Source organism: Ruegeria denitrificans, assembly GCF_001458295.1.
Taxonomy (GTDB): Bacteria; Pseudomonadota; Alphaproteobacteria; order Rhodobacterales; family Rhodobacteraceae; genus Ruegeria; species Ruegeria denitrificans.
The window spans coordinates 18598-35858 of the sequence record NZ_CYUD01000017.1 but is presented as its reverse complement, the minus strand read 5'-3'; the positions used below and the strand labels follow the sequence as shown (position 1 = coordinate 35858).

General features: G+C 55.6%; 14 protein-coding genes. 10 read left to right on the top strand and 4 right to left on the bottom strand.

What is annotated here, in order from left to right; all coding sequences use genetic code 11:
* From nosZ to RUE5091_RS20135, 8 genes are all read left to right on the top strand, one after another.
* On the top strand, positions 1-1908 hold the full coding sequence (gene nosZ / locus RUE5091_RS20170) for a TAT-dependent nitrous-oxide reductase (protein ID WP_058283742.1): 1908 nt from the start codon (positions 1-3) through the stop codon (positions 1906-1908).
* 3 nt (positions 1909-1911) lie between these two features.
* A complete protein-coding gene (locus RUE5091_RS20165; protein ID WP_058283741.1) occupies positions 1912-3168 on the top strand; it encodes a nitrous oxide reductase family maturation protein NosD in 1257 nt (418 codons plus the stop codon).
* Complete coding sequence (locus RUE5091_RS20160) at positions 3158-4051, top strand: ABC transporter ATP-binding protein (RefSeq protein WP_058283740.1); 894 nt, start codon at positions 3158-3160, stop codon at positions 4049-4051. Before RUE5091_RS20165 ends, RUE5091_RS20160 begins: the two co-directional genes overlap by 11 nt.
* Positions 4048-4869, top strand: coding sequence for an ABC transporter permease (locus RUE5091_RS20155; protein ID WP_058283739.1), 822 nt, complete (start codon positions 4048-4050; stop codon positions 4867-4869). The genes RUE5091_RS20160 and RUE5091_RS20155 overlap by 4 nt, the downstream gene beginning before the upstream one ends.
* On the top strand, positions 4866-5381 hold the full coding sequence (locus tag RUE5091_RS20150) for a nitrous oxide reductase accessory protein NosL (protein WP_058283738.1): 516 nt from the start codon (positions 4866-4868) through the stop codon (positions 5379-5381). Before RUE5091_RS20155 ends, RUE5091_RS20150 begins: the two co-directional genes overlap by 4 nt.
* Complete coding sequence (locus RUE5091_RS20145; protein WP_058283737.1) at positions 5378-6280, top strand: FAD:protein FMN transferase; 903 nt, start codon at positions 5378-5380, stop codon at positions 6278-6280. The genes RUE5091_RS20150 and RUE5091_RS20145 overlap by 4 nt, the downstream gene beginning before the upstream one ends.
* A gap of 694 nt (positions 6281-6974) precedes the next feature.
* The gene (locus RUE5091_RS20140; protein ID WP_058283736.1) at positions 6975-7607 is read left to right on the top strand and encodes a hypothetical protein; all 633 of its coding nucleotides are present in this window, start codon (positions 6975-6977) and stop codon (positions 7605-7607) included.
* A 24-nt stretch (positions 7608-7631) separates the two neighbouring features.
* Positions 7632-8903 (top strand): MFS transporter, encoded by a 1272-nt coding sequence (locus tag RUE5091_RS20135; protein WP_165590808.1) that lies wholly within the window; start codon positions 7632-7634, stop codon positions 8901-8903.
* 203 nt (positions 8904-9106) lie between these two features.
* On the opposite strand, the gene RUE5091_RS20130 is transcribed toward RUE5091_RS20135, so the two are convergent.
* The 3 genes from RUE5091_RS20130 to RUE5091_RS20120 form a co-directional block, all read right to left on the bottom strand.
* A complete protein-coding gene (locus tag RUE5091_RS20130) occupies positions 9107-10033 on the bottom strand; it encodes a sulfotransferase domain-containing protein (protein WP_082643748.1) in 927 nt (308 codons plus the stop codon).
* Between the two features lie 379 nt (positions 10034-10412).
* Positions 10413-12125: an adenylate/guanylate cyclase domain-containing protein gene (locus tag RUE5091_RS20125; protein WP_082643747.1), complete on the bottom strand. Its 1713-nt coding sequence runs from the start codon at positions 12123-12125 to the stop codon at positions 10413-10415.
* Between the two features lie 347 nt (positions 12126-12472).
* On the bottom strand, positions 12473-13438 hold the full coding sequence (locus tag RUE5091_RS20120) for a helix-turn-helix transcriptional regulator (protein WP_058283732.1): 966 nt from the start codon (positions 13436-13438) through the stop codon (positions 12473-12475).
* 139 nt (positions 13439-13577) lie between these two features.
* Here RUE5091_RS20120 and RUE5091_RS20115 point away from each other — a divergent pair, with 139 nt between their 5' ends.
* Both RUE5091_RS20115 and RUE5091_RS20110 read left to right on the top strand, forming a co-directional pair.
* Positions 13578-14978 carry a metal-dependent hydrolase family protein gene (locus RUE5091_RS20115; protein WP_058283731.1) on the top strand — a complete coding sequence of 467 codons (1401 nt, stop codon included), beginning with the start codon at positions 13578-13580 and terminating at the stop codon, positions 14976-14978.
* Between the two features lie 104 nt (positions 14979-15082).
* Complete coding sequence (locus RUE5091_RS20110) at positions 15083-16243, top strand: carbohydrate porin (RefSeq protein ID WP_165590807.1); 1161 nt, start codon at positions 15083-15085, stop codon at positions 16241-16243.
* 376 nt (positions 16244-16619) lie between these two features.
* On the opposite strand, the gene RUE5091_RS20105 is transcribed toward RUE5091_RS20110, so the two are convergent.
* Entirely contained in the window at positions 16620-17255 is a 636-nt protein-coding gene (locus RUE5091_RS20105) for a hypothetical protein (RefSeq protein WP_058283729.1), read from the bottom strand.
* Positions 17256-17261: the final 6 nt, after the last annotated feature.

Below are 17261 nucleotides of genomic sequence, written 5' to 3'. Positions count from 1 at the left end.
ATGTCGGAACAAGACAACAAACTGAACATCACACGCCGTGGGATGCTGGGTGCAACCGCAACCGGCGCTGTGCTGGCCGGGACCGGTCTGGGCTCGACCCTGATGACCGCGAAACAGGCCAGCGCCGCCGCCAATGCCAATCTGCAGCCCGGTGAGCTGGACGAATATTACGGCTTCTGGTCCTCGGGTCAGACCGGCGAGCTGCGCATTTTGGGCTTCCCGTCCATGCGCGAGCTGATGCGGGTGCCCGTGTTCAACCGCTGCTCGGCCACCGGTTGGGGTCAGACCAACGAGTCGCTGAAGATCATGACCGATGGTCTGCTGCCGGAAACTAAGGAATTCCTCGCCAAGCGCGGCATGAAGACCTATGACAACGGCGACCTGCACCACCCGCATATGTCGTTCACCGACGGCACCTATGACGGCCGTTACCTGTTCATGAACGACAAGGCCAATACCCGCGTTGCACGCGTGCGCTGTGACGTGATGAAGTGCGACAAGATCACCGAGATCCCGAACGCCAAGGCGATCCACGGTCTCCGTCCGCAGAAATTCCCGCGCACCGGCTATGTCTTTGCCAATGGTGAGGATGAAACGCCGCTGGTAAATGACGGCACTGTGTTGGACGATCCGTCGCAATACGTGAACATCTTCACTGCGCTGGACGGCGACACCATGGAAGTTGCATGGCAGGTGATCGTGTCGGGCAACCTCGACAACACTGACTGCGACTATCAGGGTAAATACGCCTATTCGACCTCGTACAACTCGGAAATGGGCATGAACCTGGCCGAGATGACCGAGAACGAGCTGGACCACGTCGTTGTCTTCAATATCGCAGAAATCGAAGCAGGCATCGAGGCCGGCGACTATCAGGAACTGAAAGGCGTCAAGGTTCTGGACGGCCGTAAGGGTCAGAACAAGAAATACACCCGTTACATCCCGATCCCGAACTCGCCGCACGGCATCAACACTGCGCCCGACGGCAAGCACGTCTGCATTAACGGTAAGCTGTCGCCGACCGTCTCGATCATGGACGTCACCAAGCTGGACGCCCTGTTCGAAAGCGATGCTGACCCGCGGTCCTGCATCGTGGGTGAGCCGCAGCTGGGTCTTGGCCCGCTTCACACCGCTTATGACGGTCAGGGCAACGCGTTCACCACGCTGTTCCTGGACAGCCAGATCGTGAAGTGGAACATCGAAGACGCGATCAAAGCCTATGCCGGTGAAGATGTGGACCCGATCATCTCGAAGGTCGATGTGCACTATCAGCCAGGCCACAACTCGACCACCATGGGTGAAACCAAGGAAGCCGACGGCAAGTGGCTGATTTCGATGAACAAGTTCTCGAAAGACCGGTTCCTGAACACGGGCCCGCTGAAGCCTGAGAACGAGCAGCTGATCGACATCTCGACCAACGAGATGAAAGTGGTTCACGATGGTCCGACCTTTGCCGAGCCGCATGACTCGATCATGGTTCGCGCCGACATCGTCAACCCGGTCAATGTCTGGGATCGCGCCGATGTCACGTGGGAAGACGCCCGCAAACAGGCCGAGGCCGATGGCATTGATCTGGAAGAAGGTGCCGAAGAACCCATCCGGGACGGCAACAAGGTACGGGTCTACATGACCTCGCAGGCGCCGACTTTCAGCCTTGAGAAGTTCACCGTCAAACAGGGTGACGAGGTGACAATCTACGTCACCAACCTGGATGATGTGGATGATGTGACCCACGGCTTCTGTCTGGGTAACTACGGCATCGCCTTCGAGGTTGCACCGATGGCCACGGCGTCGATCACCTTCACCGCCGACCGTCCGGGCGTGCACTGGTTCTATTGCCAGTGGTTCTGCCACGCGCTGCACATGGAAATGCGCGGCCGGATGCTGGTCGAACCGCAGGGAGCTTAACCGATGCGTTGGCCCCTGCTCATACCGCTCCTGCTTGGCTCGCCCCTTTGGGCGGCGGACTGGGATGTGCCCAACCGGGCGGGGGCCATCAATGAAACACTGGCGCAGGCGGCGGATGGAGACACCCTCCGCCTGAGCCCCGGTATCTATACCGAAACTCTGGTTCTGGACCGGCCCGTCACCATTGACGGGCAAGGACAGGCCACCATTGACGGACAAGGCGAGGGCAGCGTCATCACCGTGACCGGGCCCGGTGTAACCGTGCGCGGTCTGACAGTGATCGGTTCGGGCTCAAGCCATGATGGGATCGACAGCGGCATCCAGTTGACCAAAACGGCCAAGGCGCCTTTGGTCGAGGATAACGTGCTGCTGGGCAATCTTTATGGCGTCGACATTCATGGTGCCAAGGACAGCATCGTTCGTGGTAACCGCATTGAAGGTCGCCAAGACCCGCGGATGAATGACCGCGGAAATGGCGTCTATGTCTGGAACGCTCCGGGCGCTGTGGTAGATGGCAATGACATCCGGTACGGGCGCGACGGGATCTTTGTGAACTCGTCCAAGAAGAACACCTTCACCAACAACCTGTTCCGCGACCTGCGCTTTGCCGTTCACTACATGTATGCGGACAATTCGGTGGTCAGCGACAATGTCTCGATCGGCAATGATCTTGGCTATGCGGTGATGTTCACAACCAATGTGACAGTTGCTAACAACGTCTCGATCGGCGACCGCGAACATGGCGTGATGCTGAACTATGCCAACAAGAGCGTCATCACCGGCAATGTGGTGCAAGGTGCCAAGGAAAAATGCACCTTCCTCTATAATTCGAACAAGAACGAATTCACCGACAACTGGTTCCAGGGATGCGGTATCGGCATCCACTTTACTGCGGGGTCTGAGCGCAACCGTATCGTTGGCAACTCATTCATCGGGAACCGGACACAGGTGAAATACGTCTCGACCAAATGGGTCGAGTGGTCCGAAGACGGGCGCGGCAACTATTGGTCCGATTTTGCTGGCTATGATGTGGATGGCAACGGCATCGCCGATGCCCCCTATCGCCCCAATGACTCAATGGACCATGTGTTGTGGACCCAACCCGCAGCGAAACTGCTGCTCGGCTCCCCCGCCGTGCAGCTGGTGCGCTGGTCGCAATCCGCTTTCCCGGCCCTGCTGCCGGGCGGCGTAATGGACAGCAATCCATTGATGCAAGCCCCTGAACCCCCAGCAATGAAAAAGGTGCCTCATGACGGATAAGGCCCTGTCTATCGACCATGTCTGCAAGGACCGAGGGAAAACCCGCGTTCTTGACACCATCAACCTGTCTCTTGCCCCCGGCCAGCGCGTGGCGCTGCTGGGCCATAACGGCGCGGGCAAGTCGACACTGATCAAATCCATCCTCGGTCTGACACCGATTCATGGCGGAGCCATTCGGATCGGGAACGCCACCCCCGGTAGTAATCAGGCACGGCGTGAGACGGCCTATCTACCGGAAGCGGTGTCGTTTCATTCTGCGCTAACCGGGCGTGAGCAGTTGACCCTTTTTGCGCAACTTTCGGGCGCAAAAGCCGATGTGCCCGGTTTGCTGGATCGTGTGGGCCTGAGCGACGCTCTGGACCGTCGGATCGGAACCTATTCCAAAGGCATGCGGCAACGTCTGGGTCTGGCGCAGGTGCTGTTGGGTCAACCGAAAGTGGCTTTGCTGGATGAGCCGACAAGCGGGCTGGACCCGATTTCGCGGCAAGATCTTTATGCCATCATCGACGAACTGGCTGCCCAAGGCACCGCCGTTCTGATTGCCTCACACGCGCTGACCGAGGTCGAAGCCCGCACCGACCGGATCGCCATCATGCGCAAGGGCCGGATGGTCGCCGATGACACCCTGAACAATCTGTCGGCTCTGGCGGGTCTGCCGATCCGTCTCAAGGTACGCGCCAGCGCCAATCCTGATGTGCTGGCCGCTGAACTGGACGGCAGCCGCATCAATGGTGCCGCAGTCGAGCTGCTTTGTTCCCCCGAGGACAAAATGGAGGCTCTGCGCCGGATCGCCGGAATGGGCGACGCGGTAGCGGATGTGGAAATGACCCCGCCCAAGCTGGAAGACCTCTATCGCCACTACGCTCAGGAGGAGATGCAATGACCCGCTTCCTTGCTATCACCCACACCGAGATGCTGATCCTACGCCGCAACCGCTGGCTGCTGGTCGCAACGCTGATCATGGTTCTGTTCGCCTTGGCTCTGACCTTCGCAGGCAGCGCACCCACCGGCACGCTGGGGGTCGACATGCTGACCGTTTCAGTCGCGTCGATGACCACGCTGTCGGTCTATCTTGCGCCGCTGCTGGCGCTGATGATTGCCTTTGACGCCATCGCAGGCGACGTGGACCGGGGCAGCCTGTCGCTGCTGCTGTCCTACCCGGCAGGGCGTGGAGAAATCCTGTTGGGCAAATTCACCGCCCATTTGGCCGCACTGGCCTTTGCCATGACCGTTGGCTTTGGCACCGCTGGCGCGGTGGCTGCGTGGTTTGGTGGCGCGGGGCCAGAGAGCCTGATGGCTCTGGTCCGCCTCATCCTCACATCCATCCTGCTGGGCGCTGTCTTTCTAGCGCTGGGTTACCTGCTGTCTGCTCTGGCTAGGGGCGCCACGGCAGCAGCAGGTTTGTCGGCCGGGCTCTGGCTGGTTTTTGTCGTCCTTTATGATCTGGGCTTGTTGGGAGCCGTCGTCATGGACAAGGGCGGCACGTTCACCCAATCCGTCTTTCCATGGGTGATGGTAGCCAACCCGGCCGACGCATTCCGTTTGTGGAACATCGCCGCGACCGAAGGCGTCGCCATGGCCTCGGGCATGACCGGAGCGGCGCAGGCCCTGCCCGTCTGGGCCGCGCCCGCCTCACTGATGATCTGGCCGGTGCTAGGATTTGTCCTCGCTCGCGCGGCGTTCCTGAGGGTCGAGCCATGAAACGCCTGTGTCTGATAGCGCTGATCGCCTTGACCGCCTGCAAGGAAGAGGTCGCCGTTGCCCCTGATCCGGTCGATCTGACCCCCGACGCGCTGAGCTTTTTTTGCCAGATGAACATCGCCGAACATGGCGGCCCCAAAGGCCAGATTCATCTGGAAGGCTATCCAGCGCCTCTGTTTTTTGCGCAGGTGCGAGACATGGTGGCCTATCTGAAAAGCCCCGAACGCGACGCCCCCATAACTGGCGTCTACGTCAGCGACATGGGGGTTGCGCCCACCTGGCAACAGCCGGGCATATCCAACTGGATCGCTGCTGATGGCGCAACCTTTGTCGTCGGGGCCAATGTCGCCGGCGGCATGGGCGCACGCGAAGTCGTGCCTTTTGCAGACCCCGCCGCCGCCGAAACCTTTATCGGCCAATATGGCGGCAACCTGCTGCCACTAGCCGACATCCCAGACACCGAGGTTCTTGGCCCTGTTGATCTGGACCTGAAACTGGAGACCCCCTCATGACTCCTCTCTCCCGTCGTCGGTTTCTGACCATGTCCGCTGCTTGCGCCGCCTTTCCTGCCGATGCGAGACCCGCCACGACGTCCCATTGGCGCGGGATTGCTCTGGGGGCCCCGGCCAGTTTAAGGCTTGAAGGGCTAACCGACGCCCAAGCCGCACCGCTCATCGCGTCAGTCGAAGCCGAGGTGAACCGGCTAGAGAATATCTTCAGCCTGTATCGCCCGCAATCCGAACTCAGTCGACTGAACCGCGACGGCCACCTGACAGCCCCCGCACCCGAGCTGCTGAACGTCCTCAGCCTGTGCTCCGCCCTGCACAAAGCCACAGGCGGCGTATTCGACCCCTCGATCCAGCCGCTCTGGTCTGCGCTGGCCAACGGTGCCGCCGCAGTTGATGTCGATTCCGCCCGGAAATCCATTGGCTGGTCGCGCGTATCGGTTCGGACGGACATGATCCGCCTGCCCCGACCCGGCATTTCGGCACTGACTCTGAACGGTATCGCTCAGGGCGCCATCACCGATCGCATCGCAGATCTTTTGACTACATTTGGTCTGCGCGATGTACTGGTAAATATGGGGGAAATCACTGCCCGAGGACACCGCGAAAATGGGCAAGCGTGGCAAGTCGGTCTTGCCGGTCCCGGCAGAAAAGTTGTCAAATCCATCGAATTGAGTGATCGCGCTGTAGCAACTTCAGACCCGAACAGCCTCATGCTGACCAAAGATCAGGGCCATATCCTAAACCCACAAGACGAGACGTCACCAAACCACGTGGTATCTGTATCGGCCTCCAGCGCAGCTGTCGCCGACGGACTCTCTACGGCTTTGTGCGCGATGCCTGAAACCCGAGTTGACCCCGTGGTCAGGTCATTCGCGGAGGCACGCATCGAGATGTTTGTTTGATCAGGGGACCAATTGCCGCGCGTCCGAATTAGCGCCCACAATTGACCATTCAAGACGCCAAACCAACATGTACGCAGAACGACTTGTCACGCAAGACGTTGATCTTGCTTCTTTCACAAGCGTGGTAGATGGCGGAGACGAAGTCAGTATAACAAATCCTGCAGGTCTATGTTAAACATATAATAAATTGATCCATGTCGAATATATACCACGATAGATACCACACAACGATCGATTTCAAGCGAGGCACAGCGCAAGGTGTCATATGACAGAACGTTGGAAAAAATAGTTTAGCAGACACTCACACAGATTGCAGCAAACGACTGCTTTGAGCCCTAAGTGTCACATGCAGCTAATTGTGCGAAGGTCATCTTTGATATCGTGAGCCTGATCTGCTTGAGCCCCCGACCACAGACATTTGCCCCTGAAAATGCAATCGCCCAATCAACGGCTTGTGGTATTGTCGATGGGGTAACACCGCTGCGGCAACGGCTTCATTGAAAACTCGCGGCGTCGTATTCGCCTGATTGATCTTGGCGACAAGACCAGCAATCAGCGCTAGGCTGGACCCACTCACAACGCTAGAAATCCGACTCCAAATTTGGTAGTTTCGTTTCACTCGACTAAGGCAGCCATTCGCCTACAATGCACTGCGGTCACATGTGCACTTTCTGCAGCAATAGGAAACTGACATATGAGTAGCGAGGCTCCTGACGACCTTAGGTTGTGGCTTCCTGATCGTGATGCCGCCATTTGCGACCGGGAAGAAATAAATGTCGTTCTAAAAAAAGTGGGTGCATTTATTTGGCCACTCGATACAGCATCCGCCCCAGCGGAAATTCGCGAGCTTCTGGATGCAGATACTTTGGATCAGACCCAGAGCCAACAAGTCCAGGACCATTTTCTGCTGCCACGCGAACGGCTGCTAGAGTGCATCAAAGCCGCCGGGCGCACACTTGGTACAGCAGGCGGTGGTTTTCTTTCAACGACCGATAAAACTCACAGTGTAACATACCCTCAACTCTATCAAGTGCTGGAAGGGGTCGACTATTCACGTTTCGATCGTTTCCACGTTAATCGTAGCCCGACGCAAACCGGCGTTGACGAAGTAATGCATGTGCTTTCTGGAAATGGCATTGTTCTGCGTCAAAAAATTCCAGAATACGGTGCGTTTCAGCTGGAAATCGATTGTCCGCCGGATCATGGCTGGACCCTGACCTATGACGGAGACCTGCCGCACATTGGATCAATCAGCGGTGCCTCCCGTGGCTCGAAAATCCTGATGCAAATCATCGGACCTGCCGAATGGGAAATGATTTATCTCTGAACAACCAAGCTATGTGGATTGCAATTGAAACTGTCTGCCAAGATTCCCAAGCACATTAATCTTTCTGCTGCCACTGTGGGTAATGTGTTGGAGTGGTATGATTTTGCAATTTATGGTTTCCTTGCAGCAATTATTGGCAAACATTTTTTTCCGGCCGATGACCCGACGGCATCGCTGCTGGCTTCTTTTGGAGTCTTTGCCTTAGGCTTTCTCGCCCGCCCTTTGGGCGGAGTTCTGTTTGGCCATATCGGAGACAAAATCAGCAGAAAAACCAGTATGCTCATTTCGATCAGTTTGATGGGTGGTGGCACCTTCGCCATAGGTATTCTGCCTGATGTCTCCCAGATTGGCGACACGGCCGCCTTCCTTCTTGTAGCAGTAAGGATCGCTCAGGGCCTCTCTATGGGTGGCGAATACACAGGTTCCGCCGTCTACTTGGCAGAGAGCGCACCAGCTAAACATCGCGGATTTATAGGTTGCTGGCCCCAGGTCGGCTGCCTTTTGGGCGTCCTTCTAGGCTCTGGCTGCGCAGCTCTTACCAGTACTATTGTTGGCGAGACCGCCATGCAATTGTGGGGCTGGCGGGTTCCTTTTCTGTTGGGAGGGTTGATTGCTGTTTGGGGATTATTGATGCGTCGTCAAATGGAAGAGCCAAAAGTATTGGGTGCGTCAGAGCGTGTACCAGGATCACCTTTTTTTGTTGTGATGAAGTATCACTGGCGGCCTGTTCTCCGCCTCGTTTGCCTGCTGCTGGTGACCAGCATTGGCTACTACATGCAATTCGTTTATGCTGTTTCGTTTCTGTCAGAGAAGATGCATATCTCAACCGCGGCCTCCATGGATATTAACACTCTGGCAATCTTCACCATGCTTGCCGTAACCCTGCCCGCGGGCTGGCTGGCTGATCGTTTGGGACGCAAGCCGATGTTGGCTTTTGTCGCCGTCGGAAGTATTGCGTTCGCTTGGCCACTTTGGTGGCTAATTCATCATCAGAGTTTCGCATTCATTTTGATAGGCCAGTGCGGATTTGGTATTCTCTATGGTGTTGGCTTCGCAGTCACAATGTCGACCATGGTCGAAATGTTTCCAGCTCCGGTGCGATGCAGCGGTACGGCAATCGGCTTCAACCTTTGTCTCGGGCTATTCGGCGGAACAACCCCTTTCGTCGTGACTTATCTGGTAGCACGTACTTCGGATGATTTTGTGCCTGCCTACGCGCTTATGGCAGCGGGGTTTTTGTCTTTGCTTGCACTCTACCGTCTTCCCGAGAGCGCCGGTAAGCCACTCCCGAAGTGACATGCGAGGGAAAGGATAATCTCTCGAATCCCTGAAGCAGTCATTGATCCAAATACTACGAGAGGCAGTTTTGTCCGCAATTCGGACATCGATCGATTTTCCCCAAATAACCGCTGCGCGGACAAAGCAGACTGTCAATGACCTGCCAATTGGTCCTTGATCATGCCAGTTCTTCTGCATTTGCATTGCCGAACATGCGCGACTTAATTAAGTAAAGTACCTCCCTCGTAGACCCATTTGATGGCGACGGGATCCGGGCAAATCTGGCCACCAACTTCGCGCAGATGCTGAGAAATCTCCTCCGTCATTCCATCCATTCTTGCCTCGCCAACGGCGCCCTTGCGGATCATGGCTCCGGAATTAAGAATCGGGATCTCTGAGGCCGTACGCCCTTCAAACTTTCCCTCATTCGCTTTCATCCAAGGGAAGGATGTAAACTCTAGTACATTAGCCCATTGTTCTTCGGTCAGCTCTTCACCGATGAATTCGGCAATCTTTCGGATTGATCCTTGGTGATCACTCTTCATGTCAGAGAAGTGCAGGAACAAAACGTTTGGTTCATTCCGGAGCGGCCACCACGCGGCGAGAAAGCCAAAAATCGCGCCTTGCATACCGTTGGCGTCAATCACATCAGAATAGAAGGATGGAAAGTCGGGTCGACAAAGGGCTTCTCTTGGCACGCCCCAGAGTTCATACCATGCGTCCGAGTGCTTGTTCAGGAATGGCCTGAATGAAACGAGGGCCTCCTCCGGATTTCGCATGATTACGACATATTTGACGTCGGTGCCCGACCCGACGCTCTGAAACGGCACCGCAGGTGGCGGCGAATGCGTCTTGAAAGCGCGGCGCGTGTTGGTTGGCATGGCTGTTACCCGTTCAACCACAACTTCCTGAGGCTGCCCGGGGAAGGCCAAAAATTCAATCCAAGGCACCTCTTCGTAGACGTCTCGAAAATCATCAGTCCCGCCCGTTAATAACTGATGAACGATGTTCATTGTCCAGGTTGTCCCGCTTTTAATTGGAACAGAAATCACTACATCACCGTCTCTCCAAGCGATCTTTTGTTGAATTTCCGGAACTATCCATGGTGGCCCTGAAGGTGGGGCGCCGTCTTCTGGGACGTCGTTCATTATGATTGACCTCTGGTTGGCCTCCCTTCGGTCGAGAGGACTAAACCACCAACTTACCCCGCAAGAGCAGACTTTTCCAAATCCCGCGCACCAGGACCACTCAGATCCATGCGCGATGGCCCAAACAAGACGGGGGGGACGAACAGCTTTTTATTCGTGTCAACCAGCTTTAAAAATGAAAGTACCGGAGCGGGCTCGGTGCAGACGTTCGGCAGAATTCAGTGAATGTCTGGTACGCGGGACAGTAAGGATTTTGAATGTTGCAAAAGGTCAAAAGCCTTCATTGCGGGGATTCAGTTTTCTTGGTTTCACATTTCTGAGGTTTCGCTAACTTCGCGTGGAGCGGCGTCAATCTATATTCACCAACTTTACTAGTCACCTATTTAGGTAACCCTGCTTTTAACCAACCTTCACGCCAATTGTTTGCACAAGATGGAACAGTAAATATTGGTAATTGAGTCTGTGCTGAGGTTACGGTCAGCCCTGGGCGCAACGCCTGAAGATCTGCAACCGCTTCGCGAGCCGCATCATCATCGGTGAGGTGTCCCAGAGCCGCAATCAGCATGAGATGACTCATTACGAAGTTTGAACGCACAGATAAGGCGTCTCGGCAAGCCTTAACCGATTCCTCGTAGCGCCCAAGATGAAAGAGTGCACTTGCCTGAGCAATGTAAGCAGCATGGCGCAACGGATCGTGCGGGCTCAGGTCGACAGACTGAATCGCGTGACTAAGTGCCTCCTCTGGCCGATCAAGAAGAAAAAGATTGATGGATGCCAGCATGTGAACTGTTGCAGCGTTTGGGTTTTGCTCGAGAGCTTGTTTGAAAGCAACCCGCGCGCGTGGCAAGTCCCGCGCCAGCATTGAGATTGAATGCGCAGCATACGCCAGCGCGATCCCGTCTGCACGATCACTCAGCAGCACCCGTTCGGCTGCCTTTACGGCCTCTTTCGGCCCTTCGCCAATAGGCTCAAGCCCTTGAACCATCCGTTGAATATGCAACCAAGCCAACAACCCTGATGCGGACGCATAATCTGGGTCACGACCCAATGCGAGGGTCGTTAAACGTATGGCCTCTCGGTTGTCTTCATCTGTCAAAAGATGGAAATGCGATTGCGCTCGAAGGTAAAGTTCATAAGCTTCCAAATTATCCGTAGGTTTCGCACGCGCACGGTTGGTTTCGGCGTGCCTTAGAGATGGCTCTATCGCCGTTACAACCTCCAGTGTGACTTTGTCTTGAAGGTCGAAAATATCATCAAGCACGCCGTCGAAGCGATCTGCCCAGAGATGACTGCCGTCTTCCGCATCAATCAATTGTCCTGTAATGCGGACGCGTTGACCTGCTCGTCTGACTGAACCCTCGAGAACATAGCGCACTCCCAGTATGCGACCGACTTCGCGGATATCCGTGCTTTTACCTTTGAAAGTGAAGGACGAATTTCGGGCCACAACCATCAGCCATCGGAAACGAGACAACTCTGTGATGATGTCTTCGGTGATGCCGTCTGCAAAGAACTCCTGTTCGGGATCACCAGACATATTGTCGAATGGAAGCACTGCAATCCCAGGTCTGACATCTGTCATTGGTGACAGATTGGCTGAAGTGCCCTTCGGCCAGCACCAGACACCGATACGACGCGTGATATTTTTGAGTTCTGTCTGCTCGCCGCCTTCGAATTTGGACGCGTCGCCTCGGTCAAGACTGTTGTGAGACGTGTCCGATATCAAAACCTGATCCGGCTCGGCCATAGCTTCGAGACGAGCAGCGACATTTATTCCATCACCAAAAATGTCATCACCTTCGGTGACAACCTCGCCGGTATGGATGCCAATTCGAAGCTTGATACAGTCCGGTTTCTGCGCCGACTGTATTGCAATGGCGCAGTCTGCAGCGTCTGATGTGGACTTAAACTCGGCGATCCAACCATCGCCCATACTTTTGATCAGCGTTCCATCATAGTCTTCCAGCAGACACTGAAGCGTTTCTTCACGGAATGATCTGAGTGCTGCAATCGTACCTTCCCGGTCACGATCCATCAGTGCAGAGTAGCCGACAATATCAGCTGCAAGCACTGTGGTAAGCCTTCTGTCCATTCGTTTCCCCCCGTTTCAAGGAACTTAACGCGACACTCAGGTTCTGTCAGCCCAACAAGGTCACCTTCGGGCTCGGAGCGGACTTTCGACTAAATTCAGTGAACGACTGCTATGCGGACAAAGCTGCCGTTCGCAGCTATTGGACTAAGCTCGGCAACGGCCCGAAGCGGACGTTCATCGACACATGTCGCCGCTGCGGTGCGGCCCGTCGAACCGGCCGTTCGCTGCAGGCGCAAATTTTCAGGGTGCACGAACTCACAGTCTGCGGACAAAGCCGCCCTTTCGGGCATGACCCCGTTTTCGCAAATTCGACGCAACGCGTTTCAACCGAACGAGTAAACTGGAAGTTATCCGCTTATACGATCCAAGCTTGGGCTGACGCCATAATGGCGTTTGTAGGCCTTTGAGAAATCGGCAACAGAAGAATAACCCAAGCGGTACGATACTTCCTTTACCGTTTGGTTATGGTTGTAGAGCAAGTCGCGTGCGATCCGCATCGAAACCACGGATTTCAGACTGCGAAAGCGGCCGCCCTTCGCAGCGAGTAGCCGTTGAAGCGTGCGCGGGGACATCCTGAAAGAATGCGCAACGGCGTCTAGAGAAGCATTACCTCCAAGAACATGGGACTTCAGCACATGTTCAAATGCATCGGAAGCGCACGCGTCCGGAGAAACGATAGCATCTCCATGCAATGGTAATACGACGGGAGTGGACATGGTATCGTTGCTTAGAAACACGCCGGTCAACCTCGCATCCCAATCCGTTTTGGCGTTCTCCCAGTCTTTCGGAACCTGATGCCAAGGCTTCGGATTCGTTAACCGCAAACGAGCGGGCTTCCAGTCTGGTGAGGCTGTCCGAACAAGAGCCGTAATCATTCCGATGATGTACTGCTCGACCTGCCACGGGAGCGATATTGTAAGTCGACGATTGTCGAAGTTGTACCAGGCGCCAGATGCGGTGAACTGCACTGAGTGCGCGGCATAGTTCGAATGCGACGTAATCCATTTCGCGAACTCACAAAGCAACTCGCCAACGGTTCGGGCAAAAGGTAGCCGGTGCCCGCACAGGGTACCCGCTTCGATCAAATCCGTGGACGCGACATATCCTAAGTGCTCGAACCCTTCCTTTCGCGCGGCACATTCTTCAAAATCCCATAACGCCAGTTCCGAGACGAGGCCGTCGCGCACGTCCAAAACGCCCCCGGGCAAGCCGCACGCCTCCAGATGGCGCGTGACCGGCGATCCGGCGGTTTGGAGCGGAGCGGCGATGGACGCCAAAAACGGCACAGATGCCACCGGCAAGGGCTTTGGCATTATGCGCTATCTGCAAAATCGGCTTCGCTGCTGCTCCACCGTGCCGCGTGTCCTGTCGTTAAATCCCAACTTCTCATAGCAACACCGAGTGATATTCTTTTTTTATATGCAAAATTTTCCAAACGGACGAGGTGTGCACATGAAAATTTTAAGAAATTTACTAGCGACCCTAGCAATTTCATTTGCGGCAGTCGCCGGCCACGCTCAGCAAGGTGCGACGCCTGATGCGCCTTTTACGCTCTTTACCAACGTCCATATCTTTGACGGCATAAATGAAGAGCGGATCGAGAATGCAAGCGTTCTTGTCGAAGGCAACATCATCAAAGAAATCTCTTCAGACGCGATTGATGCACCCGATGCCGTTGTCATCGATGGCGATGGCCGCACCCTGATGCCGGGGCTGGTCGAGAACCATGTGCACTTCAACCTCGTGAATACGATGACGACTTTGAACGATGGGCAGAGTGCCCGTTGGGATGAGATTGGTTTGATGATTACAGCAAACGCGCGCGATTTTTTGATGGATGGTTACACGACCGTCCGTGACGCGTGCGGAAGTTCGGACGCTGTCCGGCATGCCATCGATCGCGGGGACATAATTGGTCCGCGGTTCTATGCATCGGGGGCCTGCATCTCGCCAACATCGGGTCATGGCGACTGGAGAGCGCCTTCAGGTCGTTACTTGGGTGCGCCAGAAACTTCTTTAGAGAAGAAGGGCGTCATAACACTTGCGAACAATCCCGACGAGGTCCGCGAAGCTGTGCGTGAAAACCTTTCAAACGGCGCGACCCAGATCAAGCTATTCGCCGGTGGAGGGGTGTCGTCGGTTTTGGACCCACTCTGGTCACACGCTTACACACAAGAAGAACTCGAAGCTGCGGTCGAAGCAGCCGAGTTTTTCGATACCTACGTTACGGTTCACGCCTATACCGACAGGTCAATTAATGCAGCCCTAGATGCGGGGGTGAAAGGCATCGAACACGGTCAAATGGCGCAGGAAGAAACTGTGAAACGCATGGCTGAGATGGGAACGTATTGGGCTCTGAATACCGCGGGCCTCACACCTGACTTGCTGAAGGTTCCAAACTATGCGTCGGGGCCAGTGCGGGAAAAGGTCGAATACTTCTTTCAGGAGTCGAAAAACCTCGTTGAATACGTCAAAAAGTACAAGCCCAAGATCGTGCACAACGTAGATTCCGTGTTGCTGTCAAAGCAGGCAGCCCGTGCGCACCGCGACTTTGAAAAATACTACTTCGCCAGCCTGTTCGGAAATCATGCCATGCTTGTGTCGGCCACTTCGACGGCGGGTGAACTGGCTCAGATCACCAACCGGCGGAACCCATACCCCGGCAAATTCGGTGTCATCGAAGAAGGCGCCTACGCGGACATCCTTATCGTTGACGGAAACCCGCTTGAGGACATCACAGTCATTGGCGGTAATGAGAAATGGTTCGATGCAGAACCGCGCGGCGAAGGTATCGAAACTATTCGAGTGATCATGAAAGACGGCATAATCTACAAAAACACTTTGGAGAACTAAGGTTGAAGCGCAGGATTTTGTCGGTCCTGAGTGCTTCTTTGCTTGGGCTTTCGCTTGCTTCGGAGACACAAGCACAGGAAGCAGCCGGTTCGCCGAGAGATAGATTGGAAGCCACTGCGCGGGCTTCTATCGGTGGGCCGGGCTCTGCTCAGGCGCAGCTCGAAGAAGATCGGCTCATGCGATTGGAAGACAGTCGCTCGCCAGTATTGGACCGATGGTTTGATCCCATTGAGGTGGCGCGAGAACGCCTCACGAAGCGCACCGGGTTAAACCTCAGCTTTGATTATCAGGCTCTTTATCAGAAATCGTCCGACAGCCTGAGTGGCACCGACGAAGCCGCGTCGGGACAGTTCCGCATTTTGGGTAACTGGGACCTTCTGAACCGCGGTGGCGAAAATACCGGCAGTTTGGTCTTCATTTTAGAAAACCGTCACCGCCTTGGGCAGCCCATTGCGCCGTCTGGGCTTGCAGGCGAAATCGGTTACGTCGGCGCAACCGGAGTTACCTTCTCGGATACGGACACTACGCTCTCCGTTGCCTATTGGGCTCAAGCTCTGGCCGGTGGACGTGCTGGCTTTGTTGCCGGCCGGATCGATCCCGGCGACTACAGCGACATCCTCGGCTATGTGAACCCGCGTACAACGTTTTCCAACTATTCGATCCTATTCAGCCCAGTGCTTCCAATCCCTGACCCCGGGTTCGGCATTGCTGGAGGAGGATTTCTGACTGATCAGGTTTACGCGCTCGGTCTCGTCAGTGATGCCAATGGATCGCTGACGAATATAGATTGGTTCCCGGGCGGCTCAGAGTTCTTTACCTATGGCGAAATCGGATGGACGCCTGAGCCCTCCAAGCGATACCTGACCAACGTGCATCTCGGTCTGTTTCATGTCGATGAGCGCAGCGACGCCGGCGTTCCCTCAGCAAAAGGCGCGATGCTGTCGGCCAATCATACGTTCGAGAATGATCTGATGGTCTTTGGGCGGCTGGGCTGGTCTGACGGCACGGCACCCATCGCCAACCGCGCCATCAATGCGGGTGTGCTATGGCGGCCCGGTTTCTATGATGATCTCTTTGGCCTTGGCGTTACGATCGCCGACCCGAGCGACAGCGCGTTGGACACACAAACGACTGTCGAGGCATTCTACCGCTTCGACGTGTCCGACAACATTGCCATCACAGGTGACCTTCAGCACATCAACAATCCCGGGTTCAGTGATGAAGACCCTTGGATTTTTGGCCTGCGGGTTCGGATTAATCTTTAACGGAAACGGCTCAGTTCCTGCATTTCCAGCGGGGCCGCTTTGGGCTCGGAGCAGCCATCCAGGCACTTCGATCGAACGACTGCTTTGCCTTGCTTGCGAGGCAGTGCCTAGTCAGTCGATCAATTTCTGCAGTTCCCTGTCAGCGCGGATAAGTTCATTGATCGTCTTGCGCATTTCCTCGGTTTCTCTCGACCGTTCCCCATGCTTCCAAGACGGATGGCTTGGTCCCGCAGCATGCCCACCTCTAGCCCCATGCATGCGACAAACACTCCAACCTTGAACGGCAGGTGCCCGGCACCGCTTGCCGGTGGACTTTGCTGTTGCTGTGCACCTGGGCGCATCATTGAGTCTTTTCGTAGGGTCCACGAGGTTGTCGTCACTTTTTGTCATCCAACCGCCCCCCGTTTTGGACGTTGCCGACAATGGCCTGCCCACCTTCTTTGACCTCGACGCGCTCCACACGGACGGTCTGATCCGCCTTGGAGCGATACCGTTTCAGGGTTTCAACCTGGCTTGTGAAGGTTCGCGCGAGTTTGTTAAGCGCGCGTTCTGCTGAATCTTGCTGCGGGAGAGATTTTACATGGTTCAGGCGCCGTGCCATCATCATCGTGGCTTGATGGATCGCGCCCATCTGGATCGCAAGCATGGATTCAATCTCGTCCTGCGGTCTGACCCCGGCAACAACGGACATCACGAAGTTCGACGCGGTCTCGGAGACAGAGCTGCCCTGTTGCCCGAGAGTCGCGACTTGATCCATGACACCTTCGAAGAACCGGTCGTCTGCTGTGCCGAGCTCATGCATTGCCAAAGCACAGGCTGCGTGTGGGTCTTTCCCCTTGTGGCCAACCGTTAGTCTCCGCGTCTCTTCATCGAAGTCCAACTTGATGTCCAGGGCCCGGACGCGTGATCTCTTCCGTTCCTTCAAATCCGCAACCGCATTGGTCTCCGCTTGTGTAAGCTCGGAGTCCTTTGTCCGAAGTTCGTTGCCTTTGTCTTTCTGTGCATTGCTCATGTTCGC